Source organism: Actinomadura darangshiensis (assembly GCF_004349235.1).
Taxonomy (GTDB): domain Bacteria; phylum Actinomycetota; class Actinomycetes; order Streptosporangiales; family Streptosporangiaceae; genus Spirillospora; species Spirillospora darangshiensis.
The window spans coordinates 15,855-37,242 of sequence record NZ_SMKY01000061.1 but is presented as its reverse complement, the minus strand read 5'-3'; the positions used below and the strand labels follow the sequence as shown (position 1 = coordinate 37,242).

Below are 21,388 nucleotides of genomic sequence, written 5' to 3'. Positions count from 1 at the left end.
CCGGTCGAGGAGAAGAAGGGCGGCCGGCGCTGGCTCGTCGTTCTGATGGCCGCCGTGGTGCTCGTGGCCGGGGTCGTCACCGGGCAGCTGCTGCGGCCGCCGCCTGAGCCGAAGGTGCGGCTGGTCGTCGCGTCGAGCCACACGTTCCCGGGGCAGGCGCCGACGCTGCCGTGGCCGACGGCAGGGCAGTCCGTCGTCTACGTGGACGGCGTCGGGACGATGGGCTCCTCGGGCGGGTCCGCGCCGACGCCCACGGCGAGTGTCGCCAAGGTGATGACGGCCTACGTGTACCTGAAGGACCACCCGCTGCGCACCGGCGAGGCGGGCCCGGTGCTGACGGTGTCGCCGCAGGCGGCGGCGCAGATCCCGGCCCGCAAGAAGCGCGGCGAGTCGCTGCTCGGCGTCACCGCGAACCAGCGGCTGACGCAGCGCAAGGCGCTGGAGGCGCTGCTCATCATCTCGGCGAACGACCTGGCGCACGAGCTCGCCCGCTGGGACTCCGGCAACGAGCAGGCGTTCGTCGCGAAGATGAACGCCGCGGCCAAGTCGCTGGGGATGACCGGCACCCGCTACACCGACCCCAGCGGCTACGACTCCGGGACGGTCAGCACGGCCGCCGACCAGGTGAAGCTGATGCGGGCCGCCATGCAGATCCCGGCCTTCACCGAGATCGTGAACAACCGGACGTACGTGCCGGACGGCGGCGGGCCCCCGCGGCAGGGCGGCAACTTCATCCTGGGACGCAACGGCGTGGTCGCCGGAAAGACCGGATACACCGACGCCGCCGGCGGGAACTTCGTGTTCGCGGCGCACAAGAACGTCGGCGGCGCGATGACGCTGATCGTGGGCGCGGTGATGGGGCAGAAGTCCCCCAGCGCGGCCGACGCCGTCAACTCGGCGGAGAGCGTCCTCGTCGCGGCCGAGCGGGCGCTGGTCGCGGCGCCCCTGGCCCGCAAGGGGGACATGGCCGCCTACCTCGACGACGGCCTGGACGGCCGCACCGGGCTGGACGCCACGTCGCCGGTGACCGTCGTCGGCTGGCCCGGGCTCACGGTGCCGGTGCGGTTCGAAGGTGAGCCGCCGGCCGACGCCGAAGTGGGCGATCAGGTCGGCGTCGTGAACGCCGGCGCGGCGCGGGTGCCGCTGAAGGTGGACTGGGTCCGGGACCCGTCCATCGTCAAGCGGCTAATCCGGCTGGGCTGAGCACGGTCACGCGGGCAGGGCGCTCACGCGTACAGGGCCGACAGGAAGCGGATCAGGAGGGCCTCGCGGGTGGCGGGCGGCAGCGCGTCGAGGATGGCGTTGACCACGGCCATCTCGGGTTCGCCGCCGCCGGCCAGGTCGACGCCGACCGAGGCGAGCAGCCCGGCGAAACCGGCGTCGTCGAGGCTGTCGAGGTCCAGGCCGGCGAGCGCGTCCACCAGGTCGGACGGGACGTCCGGCGGCCCGGCGGCGCGGGCCGCCTTCGCCGCGTCGGCCAGCGCCGCCAGGAGGGCGCCGACGTCGCTGACGCCGGTCAGGGTGAAGTGCAGGTTCGGCGGAATGCCCTGGTAGGACAGCTGCGGCTGGAAGAACCAGCCGCGTGCGCGGGCCTCGTCGGCGAGGACGAACACGTCCAGTTCCGGGTCGTCGGACGCGACGGCGACGAGCGGCGCGACGGGGTCGCCGAGCACCCGCAGGCCGGGGATGCCGGCGACGCCCGCGCGCAGCCGCTCCGCCGCCTTCATCGCGTTCTCGGCGAGGTCGCGGTAGCCCTGCGCGCCGATCGCCATGAGCGTCGCCCACGCGGCGCCGAGCGGGCCGGCGCTCTTGCTGCTCTGCACGCCCGCGTTGATGACGGTGTATCCGGGCCATTCGGCGGACGCGAAGTAGGCGTGCCGGCGGAGCGACTCGTCGGCGAACAGGACGACCGAGGCGCCCTTGGGCGAGTACCCGTACTTGTGCAGATCACAGGAAAGGGACGTCACGCCCGGCACGGAGAGGTCGAACGGCGGGACGTCGCGTCCGTTCTCCCGCAGCCAGGGCAGGACCCAGCCGCCGACGCACGCGTCAACGTGGCACAGGACGCCCGCTGAGAACGCCAGAGAGGCGACCTCCGGGATCGGGTCCATGACACCGTGCGGATAGGACGGTGCGGAGACGACGACGAGGACCGTGCGGGGAGTCAGCGCGGCCTCGATCGCAGCCGGGTCGGCGCGGAACGCGTCGTCGACCGGGACGTGCACGACCTCCATGCCGAGGTAGTGCGCCGCCTTGTGGAACGCGGGGTGCGCCGTCGTGGGCAGGACGATCTGGGGCCGTCCCTCCACCGGACGGGCGTCCCGGGCGGCCTTCACCGCCAGCATGATCGACTCCGTGCCGCCGCTGCTGAAAACACCCGATCCGCCGCCCAGCCGGTCCGCCGCGAACCCGACGACCTGGCGCTCCAGGGCGACGATGCTGGGGAACGCGGTGGGGTCCAGGCAGTTGACCTCCAGCATCTCCAGGTAGGCGGTGGCGGCGAGGTCGTGCACCGCCTCGCGTCCGGTGTCGTAGACGTAGGCGGTGACCTGGCCGCCGCGGACGGGCAGGTCGCCCTCCCGCAGCCGGGCGAGTTCGGTGAGCAGCCCGGCGGCCGGGCGGCCCGCCTCCGGGAGGTGGTCAGACGGCATGTTCCGGTGCTTCCTCTACGGGTCGGGGGCCGGTCGCCCGCCGGTACGCGAGCAGCGGCGGGACGCTGATCAGCAGCAGCGCGGCGGGGACGAGCGTGAACCCGACGCTCATCCCGGTGAGCGCCGAGCCGGGCTGCACGACGGGGGTGTCGAAATCGGACGACCGGAACGACGAGGCGGCGAGGACCAGCGCGAAGACGCCGGGTCCGAGGGCCAGCGCGCCGGTCTCGGCCGCCGTGTACAGGCCGGTGAAGGCGCCGGACTGCGCGTGCCCGGTCCGTCCGGCATCGGCGTGGACGGTCTCCGGCAGCAGCACCAGCGACAGGTACTGCACGGCCGCGTAGCCGACACCGACCAGGCCGGCGAGCAGCAGCACGCCCGGGACGGACGTGATGAGCGGATAGCTCGCCAGGCCCGTCGCGGCGAGCAGCAGCACCCCCGCGATGTAGCACTCGACGACTCCGTACCTGTGCGACAGCCACCGCCACACCGGCACCGCGAACGCGCTCGGGCCGACCATGCAGATGAACATCGCCGAGGTCAGCCCGTAGTCGTCCAGCCGGTAGGTCGCGATGTACGGCGCGCCGGCCAGCATGATCCCGACGGCGAGGATCTGCGCCACGCAGGCGGCGACCAGCAGGAAGAACGGCCGGTTGCCGCGGGCGGTGCGCAGCGCGGCGGCCAGCCCGAGCGGGCGCGGCCCCGGCCGGGACGGGATCCACCGGGTCGCCGCCGTGCTCGCCACCATCGCGACGCCCATCACGAGCCCGATCGCGGCGCCCATCAGCGCGTATCCGGCGCGCCCGCCGCCGGCGGCGTCGGTCAGGGCGGGCGCGGCGCCGCCGGCGACCAGGATGCCGAGCGTCACGCAGACGACGCGCCACGCCATCGCGCGCCCCCGCTCGGACGGGTCGTCGGAGATCTCGGCGGGCAGCGCGACGTAGGGCACCTGGAAGCAGGCGAACGCGGACGCGGCCAGCAGGAACATGACCCCGGCCCAGACGGCGGCGGCGCCCGGCGAGTCGGCCGGGACGGCGAACATGGCGGCGAACAGGAACGGCAGCGTCAGCGCGCCGAGCAGCAGCAGCCGGGTGCGGCGCCCGGTGCGGACGGCCTCGCGGTCGCTGGCGGCGCCGACGATCGGGTTGAGCAGCACGTCCCACGCCTTGGGCACGACGAGGACGGCCCCGGCGATCGCGGCGGAGACGCCGAGGACGTCGGTCAGGTAGTAGAGGAGCAGCAGCCCGGGGACCGAGGAGAACACACCGGTGCCGATCGAGCCGACGCCGTAGCCGAGGAGCCGCCGCCGGGGCAGCGCGGCGGTCATGCGGCGCTGCCGGCGGGCGACCGGATCGCCGCGGCGACGGTGCGGCGCATGTGCGCGCGGAACCGGGCGACGGCGCGCGGGTCGTCCAGGCCCCCGCGGTGCCCGCCGGCGTCGAGGACGCCGCCGCAGCCGAACCCGTGCGTGCACCAGACGACGGTCCACACGACGAACTCGACGTCGACGCCGTCCGGGACGATCTCGCGGGCCGCCTCGGTGACCATCCGCATGAGCGGCCGGACGTACTGGTCCTCAAGGTGCGCGACGTCGGCGGCGTCCGACAGCCACCGGTGCATCCACAGCGCGGGCACCTCCGGACGCTCGATGCAGAAGTCTACGTAGCGGTCGACCAGCGTCAGCAGCCCCTCGGCGTCCAGGGCCATCTCGGCGAGCGCCGCGTCGAGGGCGGCGCGCTCGGCCAGGTGGGCGCGTTCCATCACGGCGAGGTACAGGTCGCGCTTGCCGCCGACGTGGTAGGCGACGGTGGAGACGTTGAGCCCGGCCGTCTCGGCGATCATGCGGGTGGACGTCCCGTCGTAGCCGAGCGCGGCGAACAGCCGCGTGGCGGCGTCCAGGATCCGGTCCCGGCCGGAATCGCTGCTGGTCATGTCCACACGCTAGGCGCTCGGACGAAAACCCGTCAATCGTTTGATGGAGCGCTGGGCGGGGCGGTGAGCCAGACGGTCAGCGCCATCTCCATCTCCAGCCGCGCGTCCGGCTCGTGCAGCCGCCCGCCGAACAGCTCCTCCAGCTGGTGCAGCCGGTACCGGACGGTCTGCGGGTGGACGTGCAGCCGGGTCGCGACCTCGGTGGCGTTGAACCCGTTCTGCAGGCAGGCGAGCAGCGTCCGCATCAGCCGCTCGCGGTGCCGCGGCCGGACGGTCCGCAGCGGCGCGAGCCGCAGGTCGGCGACCGCGCGGACCAGCTCCTCGTCCTTGAACACGACGAGCGCCGGCATGTGGTCGGCGCAGCGGATCAGCCGGTCGGACGGGACGATGCCGCGGCGCGCGAGCGGCAGCGCCTCGCGGGCCCAGCGCAGCGACTTGGCCGCGTCCTCGACGCGGACGGTCGGGCCGAGCGCCGCCACCCAGGTGCGCAGCGCCGACTCCAGCATCCGGCCGCGCCCGGGGCCCTCCGGGTCGGGGACGAGCAGGCACGGCTCGCGGCGGTTGACGTCCGAGAGCACGTCGGGCGGCAGCGACGGGTGCGAGAACGGCTGCTGCCCCCGCTCGTACAGGACGACGGCCGCGACCGTCCGCGGGACGCGCCACTGCGCGAGGCGGGCCAGGTCGGCGACGGCCTGCGGGGCGGCGGGCGGCTCGGCGAGCAGCATGTCCAGCAGCCGCCGGCGGCGGTGCTCCAGCTCGCCGGCCTCCTGCTCGCGGGCCTTGGTGTAGCCCTCGGTGGCGGCGCGGGCGATCTCGTCCAGGAACGCGAAGATGGCCTCGGCGATGCTGGCGAGGGTGCGGCGGGAGATGTTGTAGTGCTCGGACTCGGCGGCGAGCCGGCGCCACGCGACCCGGGCGCCGAGCCGCAGCGACGTCTGCAGGATGTCCAGGTTGCGGCCTTCGCGGGCCTCGGCCCAGCCGATCTCGCGGTAGACGGCGGCGACCGGCTCCCAGGAGCTCTCGGGGTCCATGATGAGGTCGACGAACTGGCGCAGCGCGCCCTCGACGGCGAGCCGGACGAGCCGCGCGTACTCCTCGTCCTGCGGGCGGGAGTACTCGGGGATGCCGGCGAGGATCTCCTCGATCATCTCCTCGGCGAGGGCGTCCAGGTGGGGCCGGAACATGGTGGACAGCTCGCTCGGGACCCCGGCCCACGGTTTCAGCGGCGAGCGTTCCTCCAGCGGCGTGGTCACCGTTCGCACCTCCCCTCCGGGAAGCTACCGACGGCGGGGCGGGGCGGCTGCAAGAACGGTTACGCAATGCGCCCCGGCGGTTGTCAGTGGACTGACAAAGATCACGTGCGGCGCGCGCCGGGGCCTGCGAACACGGCGGCGGCGCCGAGGCCCAGGTAGATGACGCCGGTCGCGTACCGCTGCCGCCGCTGGAACACCGGGCGCGCCCGCAGCCAGGCGCCGATGGAACCGGCCGCGACCGCGTAAACGAGGTCGACGGTCAGCCCGATGAGCGCGGTCACGGCGCCCATCACCGCGATCTGCAGCGGCACGGCGCCCGCGGCCTGGTCGACGAACTGGGGCAGGAACGCGAGGAAGAACAGCACGACCTTCGGGTTGAGGACGTTCACGAGCACGCCGTCCAGGTAGACGCGGGGCAGCGGCCGCGGCTGGAGGTCGGGCTCGCCGGCGGCATGGCGGCTGCGGAGCGTCCGGTACGCGAGGTAGACGAGGTATGCGGCGCCCGCGTAGCGCAGGAACCCGAACGCGGTCGCGGACGCGGCGACGACGGCGGACAGCCCGGCCGCCGCCGCGCCGATGTGCACGAGCGTGCCGGTCTCGACGCCGAGCGCGGACGCGATCCCCGCACGGCGCCCCTCGCCGATGCTGCGCGTGGTGATGTACAGGTGGTTCGGGCCGGGGATGGCGACGAGCGTCAACGCGGCCAGCAAGAACAGCAGTGGATTATTCATATGGGGACGCTATGACTGGGATGGTCCATGTCCCAGGTCCAATCGGAGCCGCGTCCCGTGGACCAAGTCAGCTCGGCGCGGGGGCGGCGAACGCCCCGGCCAGCACCAGCCGCCCGGCGGTGCGGACCATCGTGGCGACCTCCTCGACCGGCTGGCGCAGCGACGCCAGGCTGATCAGCGCGGAGAGCAGGATGTGCCCGAGGACGATCTCGACGTCGTCCCGCTCGGGGACCGGGTCGCCGATCGCGGTGGAGAGCCGGTCGCGCAGGAACAGGAACAGCACGGTCCGGGCGTCGTCGACGCTGGAGTCGTCCGAGGTCACGGCCTGAATGATCGCCGATGTCAGGGTCGGCTCTTCAGCCGCGACGTGCACGATCCGCTCCAGCAGCGCGGTGAGCCGCTCCAGCGGGGTGTCGCCGACCGCGAGCGCGTCGATGTCGTCGGTGACCCGGTGCGCCCACGTCGCCGCGACCTCGGTGAGCAGGTGGTCCTTGGTGGCGAAGTACCGGTAGACGGTCGCGCGGGCGACGCCGGCGCGGTCCGCGACATCGTGCATGGTCACGGCGGGGTACCCGCCCTCCAGCGCGAGGTCCCGGGCCGAATCGATCAGCCGCTCGCGCCGCGCCTGCTGGTCCTTGCTCAGCGTCCGCGTGACGGTGAACCGCACATCGCCGCTCAAAACCCCTCCTCGCTGTGGCCGCCCCCATTCTTCCGCACATTGCCCCCGAACGCGTCCATCCCGGGCGTCGCACCCCTTTACCGGCGCACCGCCCCGAGGCCACGATAGACCTACCGCTTGCTTGGTGAGACGCTGGTCCAGATGCGGATCTACCGCGCCGTCTTCGAGCCCCTGTTCGGCGCCGACGCGTTGCGCGGCGTCACCACCGAGGAGTGAGCCCGATGAGCACGACCCTGGACATCGACCTGCTCGACGGCACGATGTACGCCACCGACCCCTGGACCGTCTACGCCCGGCTGCGCGCCGACGCCCCCGTCTACCACGACACCGGGAACGGCCTGTGGGGCGTCTCGCGGCACGCCGACGTCTTCGCCGTCGAACGCAACCCCCGCGTCTGGACGAACTCCGGCGGCTACCGCCCGCAGCTCCCGGCCGACCCGTCCATGATCGGCCAGGACGACCCGGAGCACGCGCACCGGCGCCGCATGGTCTACCAGCGCTTCACCCCGCGCGGCGTCTCCCGCTACGCCGACCGGATCCGCGCGACCGCCGTCGACTGCATCACGAAGGCTCTGGACGCGGGCACCGTGGACGCCGTCCCCGCCCTCGCCGCTCCCCTGCCGGCCCGCGTCATCGGCTGGCTGCTCGGCTTCCCGGAGGACGCGTGGCCGCAGCTCGTCCACTGGTCGGCGACGGCCGTCATCGCGGGCGGGGGCACCCGCTACATCACCGACGACGCGACGATCGCCGCCGGCGAGTACGCCTTGGCCGTCCTCGAAATGGCTAAGGAACGGCGTGCCTGCCCCACCGACGACCTGCTCTCCATCTGGTCGAACGCGGCTTCCGACCAGCCCGCCTACGACGACGACCACCTGGCGCACGAGGCCCTCCTGCTGCTGGTCGGCGGCGCCGAAACAACTCGCACGGTCATTGCGACGGCACTGAACGCCTTGATCGAGCACCCGTCCGAATGGCGGAAACTGCGCGACGACCCGTCCCTCATACCGGACGCGGTCGAGGAGTTCGTCCGCTGGACGACCCCGATCCTCAACATGTGCCGGGTGGCCGCCACCGACACCGAGATAGCGGGCGTGGAAATCCCGTCCGGCGGCCAGATCCTCCTCATGTACGGTTCCGCCAACCGCGACGAATCCGTCTTCGATGACCCCGGCGCCTTCAACGTGACCCGCCGCCCCGGCGACCACATAGCCTTCGGCCTGGGGCCCCACTTCTGCCTGGGCGCCTCTTTGGCCCGCCTGGAACTCCAGATCTTCTTCGAGGAATTCATGGCCCGCGTGGCCACGGCCGAATGGGCCGACTCCGAGGGCCCCCGCTTCCTCCCCAACGCCTTCGTGAGAGGCGTCACCGAGTTCCCCGTGACCCTGACCCCGCGCTAGTCGGCGGCCCGGCTTACCGGTCCCCGCTGAGGTGCGGGAGTGTCTGGGTCGCGCGGGTACGGACGTAGTGGTCCGGGTCGTTCTGCGCTTGTTCGAGGTGGGGGCGTAGCGCGTTCTGCTCGTCCGGTGTCAGCCGGTGCCGAGCCGCCAAACGCATGAAGGTGAAGGCCGCGCCCTGCCGGACGTGGTGGTGGGCGTCGTGCAGCAGCCGCAGCCGGGCGGCGAAGTCCACGTCTCCGAACCGCTCGGCGAGATGCAGCGCCGTGGAGCGCACCCGGCCCTCGGGGTTTTCGAGCAGTGCGGGTAGCAGCGGGCGCACCTCCGGGATGTTCCACAGGGCGTTGTGGTAGTCGTCGGCGTGCTCGACATCCCGCTCAAGCATGTGCGTCAGCCGCGCGGCCGACCGGTGCGCGAGTTCGCGCACCTCGGGATCATCCGCGGGAGGCAGGGCCGGAATGCCGGGGAACCGTTCGGCCCGCCACCGCTCAAGGCGACCCGTGGCACTCGGCTCGAACCGCCTGAAGAACGCCCCAAGCCCGGCGACCGCGCCGAAGCGCACCGGATCGGCGGGGTCGTCGAGCAGGCCGAACAGCAGCTCCGCATCGGGGACGCCACCGGCGGCGCCCATGCACCGGACGGCCGTGCCGCGCAGCCGCTCATCCCGCCGACCGGGCGCCATGGCGGACCGGCGCAGCGCGGCGACGGCTTCGACCGTCCCGGCCGCGGCCAGTGCCTCGGCCGCGCCAGGCCCGATTTCCGGGTCGTCCAGCCAGGCCGCCGCCGGTGCCACGGCGCCGGTCACGCGGTGCGCGGCGAGCGCGCCGAGCAGCACTCGGCACGCGTGCGGCTCGGTCGCGTCCGAGACGGCGGACAGCAGCGCCTCGACCACGCGTGGCGCGGGATTCCACAACCGGCGCCAGGCCGCTTCGCGCGCGTCGGGATCGTCCTGCGAACCCAGATCGGGGACGCCGGCCTGCGGCATGGCCAGCATGTCCAGCGCCCGGCGCCGCACCTCACCCGTGCCGGTGCGCACCAGGTCGGCGAGGACGGCGTCGGCCTCGGGCAGCAGTCGCAGCAGGAGCCTGGCCGGACTCCAGAGCAGCGAGTCGGTGGCGGCGAGGAGCGGCACCAGCGTTACGGCCGGCACCGGCACCCGGTGCCGGAGCAGCCAGGCCAGGACGGCGGCACGGTTGCGGAGCCCGGTATCGCCGGCCAGCCGGACGAAGGCCGCGCACACGTCGGGCCCCGCGGCGCCGAGCCGGTCCAGGGCGTTGACCGCGCGCCGCCGGACCTCGGCGTCGGAGTCGGAGCACAGTGCCACCAGGGGCGCCACCGGCGCCGCCTCTCCCTGCCGCCCGAGCCCCAACGCGACCGCCGCCCGTACCTGGGGTGAGGTGTCCGCGGCCAAGGCCGCCAGTTCGCCGGCATGCCCAGGAAGGCGGCTCAGCCCCTTGACCGCGGCGGCACGACGGGAGGGATCGGCGGAACCGAGTTCTCTCTCGAAGAACGCCACCTGATGCCCCGCGCCCATGACCGCCCTCCCGCGACACCGTCCCCACTCGAACCCATCGTCCTCTTAGGTTCTCCCGAGGAGATCTCGGTTCCGTTAGTGGCGGGGCGGCAGTGGGACGAAGCCGCTGGTGCGGGCCGCGTAGTCGGCGTAGCCGTCGCGGGTGTGGGCCATTCGGCGTTCGAGTAGCGGCTTTCCGGTGCCCCTGGCGAGCAGGACGGTCATCACGATGGGCGACGCGATGGTGAGGAGTCCCGTCCAGTGGTCGCAGGCGGTCAGGAAGATGCCCCACCACACGAGGGAGTCGCCGAAATAGTTGGGGTGACGGGTGTAGCGCCAGAGGCCCCGGTCCATCACCTTGCCCTTGTTCGCGGGGTCGCGGGTGAATCGGGCGAGTTGGTGATCCCCGACCGCTTCGAAGAGGAGACCTACTGCCCAGACCGCGATGCCGACATAGGTGGCGGCGCCTGGCGATGCGTCCTGGAACATCGCCACCTGAAGGGGCAGCGAGACGAACCAGAGGACGACGCCCTGCGGTAGATAGACCTTGCGGAGGGCGCGGCCGGCCGAGCCGTCGCCCAGCAGTTCCGCATAACGGGGATCTTCGCCCTTGCCCCTGTTGCGCCACGCGATGTGGCCGGCCAGCCGCAGGCCCCAGACCACCGTCATCGCGGCGACGGCCCAGCGCCGGGCGGGATCACCGTCCTCCGCCGACGCGCCGAGGCTCACCAGCGCCACGGCGGCGAAGCCGAGGCCCCAGGCAACGTCGATCACGCTGTGCCGCCCCCGCCGCAGCGCGACGGCGAACGTAACGGAGAGGACCACGGCGACCGAGACCGCCGTGAACAGCAGATTCCACGCGAACCCTGTCATGGACACTCCCATTCGCGGGCGGCCGGGAGGCCACTGCTGCCCGAGGCGTCACGCCGGACGGCGAGGATCTGGTCCACGCCCATCCTGCCCTGTTCGAAGGCGAGGCCGCCGCCGGCGAGGTAGAGCCGCCAGACTCGCGCGGTCTCCTCGCCGACGAGCGCGGTGATCTCCTTGATCCGGGCCTCGAAGGTCGCCTGCCATTCCTCGACCGTCCGGACGTAGTGCTCGCGGAGGCCGTGGACGTCGGCGACCTCCAGCCCGGCGTCCTCCAGCAGCGCGACCGTCTCGCCCACCGGGCGCATGTGCATGTCGGGCGCGATATAGCGCTCGATGAACGCGCCGCCGCCGGGAGCGCCGGCGCCGCGCGACATCTGCTGGACGAGCACCCGGCCCCGCGGGCGGACGAGCCGGTGCAGCGCCGCGGCGAACGCCGGGTAGCCGCGCCGCCCGACGTGCTCGCCCATCTCGATCGAGGACACGGCGTCGTACGGTTCGTCGCGGATGTCCCGGTAGTGGCGCAGCTGGATGTCGACCGGCAGCCAGGCGGCGCGCTCCCGGGCCACGTCCGCCTGCTCCCGGGAGAGCGTGACGCCGGTGACCTGGGCGCCGTACTCGCGTGCCGCGTGGACGGCGAGCGCTCCCCAGCCGCAGCCGACGTCCAGCAGCCGCATGCCCGGCCGGAGCCCGAGCTTGCGGCAGACCAGGTCGAGCTTGGCGCGCTGCGCCTCCTCAAGGTCCATGTCCGGGCGCTCCCAGTAGGCGCACGAGTAGACCATCAGCGGGTCGAGGAGCTGGGCGTAGAAGTCGTTGGACAGGTCGTAGTGGTGGGCGATGGCCGCCCGGTCGCGCGCTCTGGTGTGCAGGCGTCCGCGAAGGCGGGCCTCCGAACGCGGCGCCGGCGGTGGCGGGCCGGCCGCGCCCAGCACCAGGACGGCACGAACGGCCGCCGCGACCGCGCGCGGGCTGAGCCGCGTGGCCGCGGCACGCACCATCCGCAGGCCCTCCATGAGGTCACCCTCCACGTCCAGCTCGCCAGTGACGTAAGCGCGCGCGAGCCCCAGCTCGCCGGGATTACGCACCAGGCGCCGCAACGCATCAGGCGTGCGGAGGACGAGGACGGGCCCGTCGGCGGGCCCGGTGAAGCTCCCGTCCCAAGCACGAACCCCGATCGGCGGCGCACCGCCGAACACCCCGTCCAGCACAGGACGCAGCAACCGCGCCACGCCGGCATCCCTGCCGGCGGCATTGAACGTCATCACCATGCTTGATTCCTCCTCACCAATGCTCCACGTCGCTATGCGTGCTTCCTCAAGAGGAACTGGTGGACGTCGAGGTAGCCGGATCGGAATCCCGCCTCCGAATAGGCGAGGTAGAACTTCCACATGCGGCGGAAGACGTGGTCGAAACCGAATGCGGCCGCCTCGCGCTCCGATTCGGTGAACCGGTCCCGCCAGCGGCGGAGCGTCTCGGCGTAGTGCGGGCCGAAGGCGAAGCGGTCGGTCGGGACGAGACCCGCCGCCGCGGCGTGCTTCTCGATCGCCTCGGTGGACGGGAGCAGGCCGCCCGGGAAGATGTACTTCTGGATCCACGTGTAGGTGCCGCGGGAGGCGAGCATCCGGTCGTGCGGCATCGTGATGGCCTGCAGGCCGGTGCGCCCGCCCGGCGCGAGGAGCCGGTGCAGCGTGGCGAAGTACTCCGGCCAGTGCCGCTCCCCGACCGCCTCGATCATCTCGATGCTGAGCACCACGTCGTGCACGCCCTCGGCCTCGCGGTAGTCGCGCACGGCGACGTGGACGCGCTCGGCCAGGCCGGCCCGCGCCACCCGTGCCGTCGCCAGGTCGCGCTGCTCGGTGGACAGCGTCAGCGACTCGACCCGGGCGCCGCGCCGGCCGGCCCGCACCGCCAGCTCGCCCCAGCCGGTGCCGATCTCCATGACCCGGGTGCCCGGCCCGACCCCGGTCAGGTCGAGGAGCCGGTCGATCTTGCGGCGCTGCGCGGCGGCCAGGTCGTCCTGCCCGTCGAACAGCGCCGACGAGTAGGTCATCGACTCGTCGAGGAACAGCGCGAACAGGTCGTTCGAGAGGTCGTAGTGGTGGGCGGCGTTGCGGCGGGCGCCGTCGAGGTCGCCGTCCTCGTCCGCCGGGTGCGGCCGGACGGCCATCCGGCGCAACCGCTGCAACGGCTTCGGGACGAGTGCGGGCAGGCGCTCGGCGAAGGTGGTCAGCAATGCGGGCAGGTCGTCGGCCTCCCAGTCCCCCGCCATGTACGACTCGCCGAAGCCGATGAGGCCCGAGTCGCCGAGGCGTGCGAAGAAGGCGTCCGGGCGTGCGATGCGCATGACCGGGCCGGTGGTCTCGGATCTCGGCGGGCCGTAGGTGACGGTGATCGGCAGCCGTGACACCGCGTGCTCGAACAGCCGGCGGGCCACGGCGGCCCGAATGCCCGGCCTCGGCACGGCGGCCACGTCCGGCCAGGCCGCCAGGTCGACGTGCGTGGTGGTCATGAATCCCCCTGGGATGTCCTTGGACGCGGGTGTGGGCGGAGCCCCCGCAGGTACAGCCGGATCCCCTGGACGCGGATGCGGACCGCGCCGGCCAGTGGCGCGCACGGATGGCGGACGAACGCGGCGAGCAGGCCGGGCGTGTTCGCGCGCCGCCTCGTGCCGCGCAGTGTCGCGATGAATGGCGCGTCGCCCGGCGTTGTGTGGAGTGCGATGGTGAGGGCGAGTCGCTCGTCCGGAAGGGGCAGGCTCATCCGGTAGGCGCCCTCAACCGGATAGAAGGGCGACACGTAGAACTCTTTGCCGGTCTCTGCTCGTCCTCTTGCGTCGGTGTGCAGGAGGTAGCGATGGCGCCCGCCGTAGGTGTTGTGGACTTCGGCGACCACGCACAGCAGCTCGCCGGACGATGCGAAACACCAGTAGACGGTGAGCGGGTTGAAGACGTGGCCCAGGACCCGCGCGTGAGCGAGCATCAGTATTCGTCGCGGCGCCGACAGATATCCTCGTTGGAGGAGGAATTCATCCAGGTCGTCTCTGATCGACGTGCTCGCACCTTCACCATGGTCCAGGGAATTGAAACCCGCCAGCATCCGCAGAGGCCAGGGCAGGCGCGGTGGCTCATCCAGATCGATGAGCCACAGATACGTCCCATAGCGGAATGCGTTGCGGATAGGAGACGGGCGGACATGGGTCAGCGTGCATTCGTACAGCGCCGGGGTCACCAGACACCTCCCAGCGAAGCGGCTGCCTCAACGCCCGAACGGCAACCGTCCTCATGGAAGCCCCACCCGTGATAGGCGCCCGCATAGGCGAGAACACCGTCGTTCAGTTCGTGCAGCCGCCCCTGCGCGGCCACGGACTCGGGCGTGTAGACGGGATGCTCGTAGACCATGCGCGCCAGCACGTGCTCGTCGGCGACGTCGCCGTTCAACGTCACGACATGCGGACGATCGCCGGGCAGCCCTTGGAGCCGATTCATGTCGTAGTGCACGCGGACATGCCCGGGACGGGCCTCGCACGATTCCATGCTGTAGTTCCAGGCCGCCCGCGCCGTGTTCGCCTTCGGGAGCACCCGGTCGTCGGTGTGCAATACCGTCGGATTACGCGAATACGTGAACGCGCCGAGTAGTTGCTTCTCCGCCACGCCTGGGTCCGCACGCATTGCCAGCGCCTGGTCCGGATGCGTGGCGATGACGGCGCCGTCGAAGAGGCGAGCCTGCCCTGACTCATCCCGGACCTCAACGCCATCAGCCATTCGCCGCACTGCCCGCACGGGCGCGGATGTGTGCACGGCGGTCAATGCCTTGGCCACCCGCTCCACATACGTCCGCGAGCCGCCGACGACGGTCTTCCAGTGGTGCGAACCGTTCACGGAGAGCATTCCGTGGTTTTCCAGGAACGTGAACAGATAACGGGCCGGGTAGCGGCCGGCGGTCTCGGGGGCGCAAGACCACACTGCCGCCACCAGAGGCGTCATGAAATGCGCGCGGAAGTAGGACGAGAAACGCCCTCGTAGAAATTCGTCCAGCGTCCGCTGGTCACCCGGATCGCCCAAGAGCGCACGCGCCGCTCGATGGAAACGCGGAATCTCGCGCAGCATGCGCAAATACCGTCCACGCACCAGCGACCGGGGCGTGGCGAACAACCCGGACGGCCCGAGCGCCCCCGCATATTCGAGCCCGCAGCCTCCGCAGGCGACGGACATGCTCATCTCCGTGTCCCGCGTGGGCACGTCCAGCTCCCGGAAGAGCCGGCGCAGCAGCGGATACGTCCGGTCGTTGTGCACGATGAACCCGCTGTCGACGGCGAGCAGCCCCGCCCCCTCAGCGACGTCATGCGTGTGCGCATGCCCGCCGAGCCGCTCGTCGGCCTCGTACAGGGTGACGTCGCACGTCCGCTGCAGGACGTGCGCGGCCGTCAACCCCGAGACGCCGCCTCCGATGACCGCGATCGTCCGCCGTCCTGGCACATCCGTCCCTCCCGGCCCCGTCTCCGGGCCCTCACACCGGGAGTTCGGAGCCGGAGGGCGGATGGACGGGTCCGACCCGACGTGAACCACATCACGCGGGGCGGACCGAAGCGGCGTGCTGCCCGGTGGGTGGGCAGCACGCCGCGGGGCGAGCCGGGGTCAGGCGACGTCGAGTTCCCTTCGCCGGTCGGCCCATTGGAGGGAGTGGCGGATGGCGTCCTCGATGGTGTATTCGGGCTTCCAGGCGAGCAGGTCCCAGGCCTTGGCCGGGTCGACGTAGGCGCCGACGACGTCGCCGGGGCGGGCCGGCGCGTCCTCCGCGGCGAACCCGTCGCCGACCACCTCGCGGAAGGCGGCGACCAGTTCGCGGACGGTGGTGCCGTCGCCCGTCCCCAGGTTGACGACCTCGTAGCGCGAGTGGTCGCCGACCGGCGGGATGATCGAGTCGAAGCGGGCGGCGGCCTCGTAGAAGGCGCGGGCGATGTCCCAGACGTGGATGTAGTCGCGGATCGCGGTGCCGTCCCGGGTCTCCCAGTCCACTCCGGTGATCTTGAAGGGGACGCCCAGGGTGTAGCACTCGATCATCTTGCCGAGGGCGTGCGTGGGCTTGCTGTTCTGCAGGCCGGTGCGCAGCCGCGGGTCGGCGCCGATCGGGTTCAGGTAGCGCAGCGAGATGACGCGCAGGCCGTAGGCCTTGCCGAAGTCCTGCAGGAGGAGCTCCGCCATCATCTTCGAGCGGGTGTACGGGTTCTGCGGTTCGAGGAAGGACGTCTCGGTGACCGAGAGGTCCGGCTCCGGGCGGTACATCCCCGCGGTGGACGCGAAGATCATCCGGTCGCAGCCGTTGCGGACGAGGTGCCCCGCGAGGTCGAGGGTCTTGGAGAGGTTGACCCGGTAGTAGCGCAGCGGGTCCGTCATCGAGTCGGGCACCACGATCAGCGCGGCGCAGTGCACGGTGGCGATGATGTCGGGGTGGTCGCGGAAGATCTCGTCGACCAGGTCCCCGTCCCCGATGTCGCCCTGGTAGAAGATCTTGCCGGCGGTGAACTCCTGCCGGCCGGTGATGAGGCTGTCGAGCACCACGGGGGTGACCCCGCGCTCGACGAAGGCGGAGGCGATCGTGCTGCCGATGAACCCGGCTCCCCCAGTGATCAGCACTTTCATGTGGCATCCCCTGCAGGCCAGTGCGTCCCCTTGAACAGCCACAGGATCAGCAGCCGGCAGCGGACGGTCAACGTTCCGCACTCCAGGTGACCGCCTCCGGACGGGCGTGAACCGGGCGGCGGCCCGCCGCGTCCGCGCACGAGTCCTCCCCGCGGCGGCCGGCGGCGGGGCGCGGCGGCAATCGGGCGTCCGAAACGAGTACAGCGTTTGCGGGATCCGCCGGGCCCCCGCACCGGTCATGGTCGGTGGATGGAACGGATCCGCGTCCTCATCGTGGACGATCACGCACTGTTCGCCGAGGCCCTCGCGGCGCGGCTCGGGCGCGAGCCCGATCTGGTGATCCTGCCGATCGCCGCCGACGGGCGGCGCGCGCTCGCGCTGACCGCCACCGAGCGCCCGCGGGTGCTCGTCCTCGACCTGACGCTGGGCGCGGAGAGCGGGCTGGACGTCCTGGACCGGGTCCGCGAGCGGCACCCGGACGTGCGGGTCGTGGTGCTGACCGCGATGACGGAGCTGGACGTGCTGGTGCAGGCGGTCCGGCGCGGCGCGGTGGGCTGGCTCGGCAAGACCGAGAGCGCCGACCTGGTCGCGCGGGTGATCCGGTCGGCGGCGCGGCAGGGCGGCTGGATCCCGCCGGACGTGCTCGGCGAGGTGCTGCGGAGGCTGACGCAGGACGCCGGCGGGCCGAGCGGTGACCTGCTCGCCGGCCTGACGCCGCGCGAGCGCGAGGTCCTCCAGTGCATGGTGGACGGCCTGAACCGCGCGGAGATCGCCGAGCGGCTCGGCCTGTCGGCCAACACCGTCCGGACGCACACGCAGAACCTGCTGGCCAAGCTCGACATGCACTCCGCGCTGGAGGCCATCACGCTCGCGATGCGCGCCGGCATGCGCCCGTCCGGCTGACCCCTGCAAACGGCGTAGACCAGGGTCGTCTTTTGGGCGATTGCTCCGCGATGGCGGCTTCCTACGCTCGGCCGTGACGAAGCCGGAGGGAAGATCGTGGAGATCGACGAAGTCGCCGCGCGGGTGGTGCGCAGCTACTGGGCGCTCCTGCTGGCCATGACGGTTCTTCCGCTGCTGCTGGTGGGCGCGGTCATGAGCGGGCAGGAGCCGCCGTACACGGCCGGGGCGCGGCTGCAGGCGAGCAGCAAGGCGACCGACGCGGCGCCCGGGGACGCGGGCGTGTCCATCGTGGTCAGCCAGGTGAAGGCGTTCGCGACCAGCGAGACCCTGCTGAGCGAGATCCTGCGCCGGCAGCGCGTGGAGCGGCGGCCGGCGAAGGTCGCCAAGGCGATCGGGGTGACCGGGCTCGGCACGTCCACGGTGGTGGAGCTGTCGGTGAAGGACCGCGACCCGGGGGTGGCGCGGCGGCTGGCGGACGCGATCGGCGCCGCCGTCGTCAAGGAGATCAACGAGTCCAACCAGGGCTCGATCAAGCAGCAGATGGACGAGATCGACGAGCGCGTCCGGGACCTGGAGAAGAAGCTCGGGCCGCTGTCGCAGCGGGCGGGCGCGCAGCCGGACCCCGACATCGGCGCCGCCAACGAGCGGGAGCGGGTGCAGGCGGAGCTGACCGACCTGCGCTCGAACCGGTCGGACCTGCAGACGCAGCTGTCGTCGGCGGGGACGGCGTCGGTGGTGCAGCCGGCGGTGCTGGCGCCGCGCACGAACCCGGTGGTCATGATGGCGTCGATCGCGGGCCTGGTCGGGCTGATCGGCGGGATCCTGATCGCGGTGGTGACGGAGATGGTGCGTCCCACGATCCCGGGGCAGCGGCGGGTCGCACGCAGGCTCGGGGTGCCGCTGCTCGGCTGGGCCGACGCCGGCCCGGCACGGCTCGCCGACCTCGGCCGGCGGATCCGGCTCGCCGCGAAGAAGGAGGGCGTCGGGCGGATCACGCTGGTCGGCGCGCCCGGCCCGCTGCCGCCGGACCTGGTGTCGGCGGTCGCGTCGGCCGTGTACGGGGACGAGACGAAGGTCGTCAAAACCCGGCCGGGACGCGGAACCGACAAGCCCGACGAGGGGCAGGGGCCGCCGCCCGAAGGCGGCGGGCCGTCCCTCAACAGCAGCGGGTCCGGCGGGAAGAAGAGCACGTCGGTGGTCCGCGCCGGCGCCGGCACCGCCGTCATCACCAAGAAGCCGGGCGAGGTGTCCCCGTCGGAGGTGACCCAGCCGGTCCAACTCCGCCAGCTCTGCCACGTGCACGCGTTCGAGGACATCGATCCGGGCTCGGACGACGAGGTCGGCGTGGTCGTGGTGGTCGGCCCGGTGACGCGGGTGGCGGGGCTGGAGACGGTCCGCGACCTGGTCGCCGCGTCCGGCTGGCCGCTGCTCGGCGTCGTCGCCGCGTCCCGGAAGATCCCCAACCGCACGAGCAAGGGGTAGCAGATGAGTTCGTCCGTTCCGTTCACGATCCCGTCGGTGTCCGGCGAGGTGTCCGACGCCGTCGTCAAGGTGCTCGACTCGGGGTGGATCACGACGGGGCCGCAGACGGCCGCGTTCGAGCAGGACTTCGCCGACCACCTGGGCGCCGCGCACGTCGTCGCGGTCGCCTCGTGCACGACCGCGCTGGAACTGTGCCTGCGCGCCCTGGACCTGCCGGAGGGGTCGGCGGTGCTGACGCCGAGCCTGACGTTCTGCGGCGCGATCAACGCGATCCTGCACGCGGGGCTCCGGCCGGTGTTCGTCGACATCGACGCGGACACGCTGGTGCCGAGCCCGGAGACGGTGAAGGCGGCGGCCGGGCGCGTGACCCCGCGGGCGATGATCGTCCAGAACCAGGGCGGGTACCCGGTGGACGTGGCCGCGCTCGCCGGGGCGGCCGGCCTCGACCGGACCAGGGTCATCGAGGACGCCGCCCACGGCCCCGGCGCCGCGCGCGGCGGCAGGACGGTCGGCTCGGAGTCGTTCGCCGCGTGCTACTCCTTCTACGCGACGAAGAACATGCCGATCGGCGAGGGCGGCGCGGTCGCGTCCAGCGACCAGGAGTTCGCCGACCGGGTCCGCGCGACGCGGATGCACGGGATGAGCAAGGACTCCTGGAAGCGGTACCTGCCGGGCGGCAGCTGGCGGTACGACGTGAAGACGGTCGGGCTGAAGGCCAACATGACCGACGTCCAGGCGGCGATCGGGCGGGCGCAGCTCGCCGCGCTGCCCGGCTGGCAGCGGCAGCGCGCCGAACTCGTCGCGCGGTACGACGAGGCGCTCAAGGACCTGCCCGGTCTCGTCCTGCCGCAGCGCAACCTCGACGGGATCCAGCACGCCTGGCACCTCTACCAGGTGCGCGTGCCGGACCGGGACGCGGTCAGCAGCGAGCTGGAGGCGGCGGGCGTCGCGACGTCGGTGCACTTCATCCCGGCGAACCAGATGACCGCCTACGTGGAGATCCTCGGCGCGGACGAGTGCGCGCGGGTGCCGGTGACCGACCGGGTCGGCGAGGAGCTGCTGTCGCTGCCGCTGTACCCGGGGCTCACCGCCGGCGGGCAGGAGCGCGTGGTGTCCGCACTGACCGAGGCGCTGCGGGCCCGGGGCTGACCATGCGACGCTTCCTGCCGCGCCGCCGCGCCGCGGCCCCCGTGCCGGTCCCGGCCAGCCCGCTGGCCCTGCTCATGGGACGGGACGAGGTCGTCATGGCGGGCCATCGCGCGCGGCGGCTCGTGCGGGGCCGGCGGGTGCTGGTCACCGGGGCGTGCGGGACGGTCGGCCGGGCGCTCTGCCACGAGCTGCGGCGGCTCGACCCGGCCGCGCTGTGCCTGGTCGACAAGGACGGCGACGGCCTGGCGGGCCTCGGCCGGGAGCTGGCCGGCCTCGGCCCGGGGCTCCCCGGCGTCACGGTCGCCTTGGCCGACGTCCGGGACGGGCGGCGCGTCGACCAGGTCGTCGCGGACCTCCGCCCCGACCTGGTCTTCCACATGGCCGGGCGGAACGAGCTGGCGGAGGTCGAGCGGGACCCGTGCCGCGGCGTCGCCGTCAACGTGCTCGGCACCCGGCACCTGATCGACGCCGCGGTGCGGCACGGCGTGCAGCGGCTCGTGCTCGTCTCGTCCGACAAGGCCGCCGACCCGACCTCGGTGTTCGGCGCGACGATGCGGCTCGGCGAGCTGCTGCTGCGGACGGCGACGGGCGGCCCGACGTGCTTCGCCGCCGTCCGGGTCGGCAACGTGATCGGCGCGGCCGGGCCGCTGCTGAGCCTGCTCGCGCACCGCATCTCCACCGGCGAGGTCGTCACGATCACCCATCCCGAGGTGGCCCGCCACTTCATGACGGTGGAGGAGGCGGCGGGCCTGCTGATCGAGGCGGCGGCGATGGCGGAGGAGGCGGAGACGTTCGTCCTGGACATGGGCCGTCCCGTCCCGGTGATCGACCTCGTGCACCGGTACGCCGAGCAGCTGCGGCTGCCGGTGGTGACGATCCGGTTCAGCGGGCTCGGCCCCGGCGAGAAGCTCGCGGAGAAGGTGTTCGCCGACTCCGAGCGCCGGATCCGCACCGCCCACCCGAAGATCTGGGCGACCCGGCCGGCCGCGCCGCCCGCCGGGCTCCCCCAGCTGCTGGACGAGCTGGAGGCCGCGGCCGGCGCCGGCGACGACGACGCGGTGCGGCTGCTGCTGCGCCGGCTGCTGCCCGAGTACCGCCCGGTCCGGCGCCCGGAGCCGGCCGGCGAGCCCCCGCCGCCCGGGCCGTCCCGCCTCTGCGACGCGGGGTGCAGCCCCGACCCACCCGGCCTGTGAGG

General features: G+C 72.7%; 19 protein-coding genes. 6 read left to right on the top strand and 13 right to left on the bottom strand.

Annotated elements, in window-relative coordinates; all coding sequences use genetic code 11:
• Positions 1-1,203, top strand: a 1,203-nt coding sequence (locus E1293_RS16060) for a D-alanyl-D-alanine carboxypeptidase family protein (RefSeq protein ID WP_132198203.1), incomplete at its 5' end; no start/stop codon positions are given.
• 23 nt (positions 1,204-1,226) lie between these two features.
• On the opposite strand, the gene E1293_RS16055 is transcribed toward E1293_RS16060, so the two are convergent.
• From E1293_RS16055 to E1293_RS16030, 6 genes are all read right to left on the bottom strand, one after another.
• On the bottom strand, positions 1,227-2,651 hold the full coding sequence (locus E1293_RS16055) for a pyridoxal phosphate-dependent decarboxylase family protein (RefSeq protein WP_132198202.1): 1,425 nt from the start codon (positions 2,649-2,651) through the stop codon (positions 1,227-1,229).
• Positions 2,641-3,978 (bottom strand): MFS transporter, encoded by a 1,338-nt coding sequence (locus E1293_RS16050; RefSeq protein ID WP_132198201.1) that lies wholly within the window; start codon positions 3,976-3,978, stop codon positions 2,641-2,643. Before E1293_RS16050 ends, E1293_RS16055 begins: the two co-directional genes overlap by 11 nt.
• Positions 3,975-4,583 (bottom strand): TetR/AcrR family transcriptional regulator, encoded by a 609-nt coding sequence (locus E1293_RS16045; RefSeq protein ID WP_132198200.1) that lies wholly within the window; start codon positions 4,581-4,583, stop codon positions 3,975-3,977. The genes E1293_RS16050 and E1293_RS16045 overlap by 4 nt, the downstream gene beginning before the upstream one ends.
• 32 nt (positions 4,584-4,615) lie before the next feature.
• Positions 4,616-5,836 (bottom strand): PucR family transcriptional regulator, encoded by a 1,221-nt coding sequence (locus E1293_RS16040; protein WP_243716255.1) that lies wholly within the window; start codon positions 5,834-5,836, stop codon positions 4,616-4,618.
• Between the two features lie 101 nt (positions 5,837-5,937).
• The gene (locus E1293_RS16035; protein ID WP_132198198.1) at positions 5,938-6,567 is read right to left on the bottom strand and encodes a LysE family translocator; all 630 of its coding nucleotides are present in this window, start codon (positions 6,565-6,567) and stop codon (positions 5,938-5,940) included.
• Between the two features lie 67 nt (positions 6,568-6,634).
• Entirely contained in the window at positions 6,635-7,246 is a 612-nt protein-coding gene (locus E1293_RS16030; RefSeq protein ID WP_132198197.1) for a TetR/AcrR family transcriptional regulator, read from the bottom strand.
• A 221-nt stretch (positions 7,247-7,467) separates the two neighbouring features.
• Between E1293_RS16030 and E1293_RS16025 the strand changes: the two genes are divergently transcribed.
• Complete coding sequence (locus E1293_RS16025; RefSeq protein WP_132198196.1) at positions 7,468-8,643, top strand: cytochrome P450; 1,176 nt, start codon at positions 7,468-7,470, stop codon at positions 8,641-8,643.
• 13 nt (positions 8,644-8,656) lie between these two features.
• Here the strand turns inward: E1293_RS16025 and E1293_RS16020 are convergent, their stop codons facing one another.
• The 7 genes from E1293_RS16020 to galE form a co-directional block, all read right to left on the bottom strand.
• On the bottom strand, positions 8,657-10,174 hold the full coding sequence (locus E1293_RS16020; RefSeq protein ID WP_132198195.1) for a HEAT repeat domain-containing protein: 1,518 nt from the start codon (positions 10,172-10,174) through the stop codon (positions 8,657-8,659).
• A gap of 75 nt (positions 10,175-10,249) precedes the next feature.
• Positions 10,250-11,026 carry a DUF1295 domain-containing protein gene (locus E1293_RS16015; protein ID WP_132198194.1) on the bottom strand — a complete coding sequence of 259 codons (777 nt, stop codon included), beginning with the start codon at positions 11,024-11,026 and terminating at the stop codon, positions 10,250-10,252.
• Positions 11,023-12,288, bottom strand: coding sequence for a class I SAM-dependent methyltransferase (locus E1293_RS16010; RefSeq protein WP_341770189.1), 1,266 nt, complete (start codon positions 12,286-12,288; stop codon positions 11,023-11,025). The genes E1293_RS16015 and E1293_RS16010 overlap by 4 nt, the downstream gene beginning before the upstream one ends.
• A gap of 32 nt (positions 12,289-12,320) precedes the next feature.
• The gene (locus tag E1293_RS16005) at positions 12,321-13,529 is read right to left on the bottom strand and encodes an SAM-dependent methyltransferase (RefSeq protein ID WP_132198193.1); all 1,209 of its coding nucleotides are present in this window, start codon (positions 13,527-13,529) and stop codon (positions 12,321-12,323) included.
• Positions 13,526-14,248: a DUF1365 domain-containing protein gene (locus tag E1293_RS16000; RefSeq protein WP_243716254.1), complete on the bottom strand. Its 723-nt coding sequence runs from the start codon at positions 14,246-14,248 to the stop codon at positions 13,526-13,528. Before E1293_RS16000 ends, E1293_RS16005 begins: the two co-directional genes overlap by 4 nt.
• Positions 14,245-15,495 carry an NAD(P)/FAD-dependent oxidoreductase gene (locus tag E1293_RS15995; protein WP_132198191.1) on the bottom strand — a complete coding sequence of 417 codons (1,251 nt, stop codon included), beginning with the start codon at positions 15,493-15,495 and terminating at the stop codon, positions 14,245-14,247. Before E1293_RS15995 ends, E1293_RS16000 begins: the two co-directional genes overlap by 4 nt.
• 159 nt (positions 15,496-15,654) lie before the next feature.
• Positions 15,655-16,659 (bottom strand): UDP-glucose 4-epimerase GalE, encoded by a 1,005-nt coding sequence (gene galE, locus E1293_RS15990; protein ID WP_132198190.1) that lies wholly within the window; start codon positions 16,657-16,659, stop codon positions 15,655-15,657.
• Between the two features lie 249 nt (positions 16,660-16,908).
• On the opposite strand from galE, the gene E1293_RS15985 reads away from it, so the two are divergent.
• From E1293_RS15985 to E1293_RS15970, 4 genes are all read left to right on the top strand, one after another.
• Positions 16,909-17,562 (top strand): response regulator, encoded by a 654-nt coding sequence (locus tag E1293_RS15985; RefSeq protein ID WP_132198189.1) that lies wholly within the window; start codon positions 16,909-16,911, stop codon positions 17,560-17,562.
• 96 nt (positions 17,563-17,658) lie between these two features.
• Positions 17,659-19,044 carry a YveK family protein gene (locus E1293_RS15980; RefSeq protein WP_132198188.1) on the top strand — a complete coding sequence of 462 codons (1,386 nt, stop codon included), beginning with the start codon at positions 17,659-17,661 and terminating at the stop codon, positions 19,042-19,044.
• Between the two features lie 3 nt (positions 19,045-19,047).
• Complete coding sequence (locus E1293_RS15975) at positions 19,048-20,193, top strand: DegT/DnrJ/EryC1/StrS family aminotransferase (protein ID WP_132198187.1); 1,146 nt, start codon at positions 19,048-19,050, stop codon at positions 20,191-20,193.
• 2 nt (positions 20,194-20,195) lie between these two features.
• A complete protein-coding gene (locus tag E1293_RS15970) occupies positions 20,196-21,386 on the top strand; it encodes a polysaccharide biosynthesis protein (protein ID WP_132198186.1) in 1,191 nt (396 codons plus the stop codon).
• Positions 21,387-21,388: the final 2 nt, after the last annotated feature.

Excerpts from the sequence above, each read along its gene's own strand:
- E1293_RS16055 (WP_132198202.1), bottom strand. The coding sequence starts at position 2,651 with ATGCCGTCTGACCACCTCCCGGAGGCGGGCCGCCCGGCCGCCGGGCTG.
- E1293_RS16050 (WP_132198201.1), bottom strand. The coding sequence starts at position 3,978 with ATGACCGCCGCGCTGCCCCGGCGGCGGCTCCTCGGCTACGGCGTCGGC.
- E1293_RS16045 (WP_132198200.1), bottom strand. The coding sequence starts at position 4,583 with ATGACCAGCAGCGATTCCGGCCGGGACCGGATCCTGGACGCCGCCACG.
- E1293_RS16035 (WP_132198198.1), bottom strand. The coding sequence starts at position 6,567 with ATGAATAATCCACTGCTGTTCTTGCTGGCCGCGTTGACGCTCGTCGCC.
- E1293_RS16025 (WP_132198196.1), top strand. The coding sequence starts at position 7,468 with ATGAGCACGACCCTGGACATCGACCTGCTCGACGGCACGATGTACGCC.
- E1293_RS16020 (WP_132198195.1), bottom strand. The coding sequence starts at position 10,174 with ATGGGCGCGGGGCATCAGGTGGCGTTCTTCGAGAGAGAACTCGGTTCC.
- E1293_RS16015 (WP_132198194.1), bottom strand. The coding sequence starts at position 11,026 with ATGACAGGGTTCGCGTGGAATCTGCTGTTCACGGCGGTCTCGGTCGCC.
- E1293_RS16010 (WP_341770189.1), bottom strand. The coding sequence starts at position 12,288 with ATGGTGATGACGTTCAATGCCGCCGGCAGGGATGCCGGCGTGGCGCGG.
- E1293_RS16005 (WP_132198193.1), bottom strand. The coding sequence starts at position 13,529 with ATGACCACCACGCACGTCGACCTGGCGGCCTGGCCGGACGTGGCCGCC.
- galE (WP_132198190.1), bottom strand. The coding sequence starts at position 16,659 with ATGAAAGTGCTGATCACTGGGGGAGCCGGGTTCATCGGCAGCACGATC.
- E1293_RS15985 (WP_132198189.1), top strand. The coding sequence starts at position 16,909 with ATGGAACGGATCCGCGTCCTCATCGTGGACGATCACGCACTGTTCGCC.
- E1293_RS15975 (WP_132198187.1), top strand. The coding sequence starts at position 19,048 with ATGAGTTCGTCCGTTCCGTTCACGATCCCGTCGGTGTCCGGCGAGGTG.
- E1293_RS15970 (WP_132198186.1), top strand. The coding sequence starts at position 20,196 with ATGCGACGCTTCCTGCCGCGCCGCCGCGCCGCGGCCCCCGTGCCGGTC.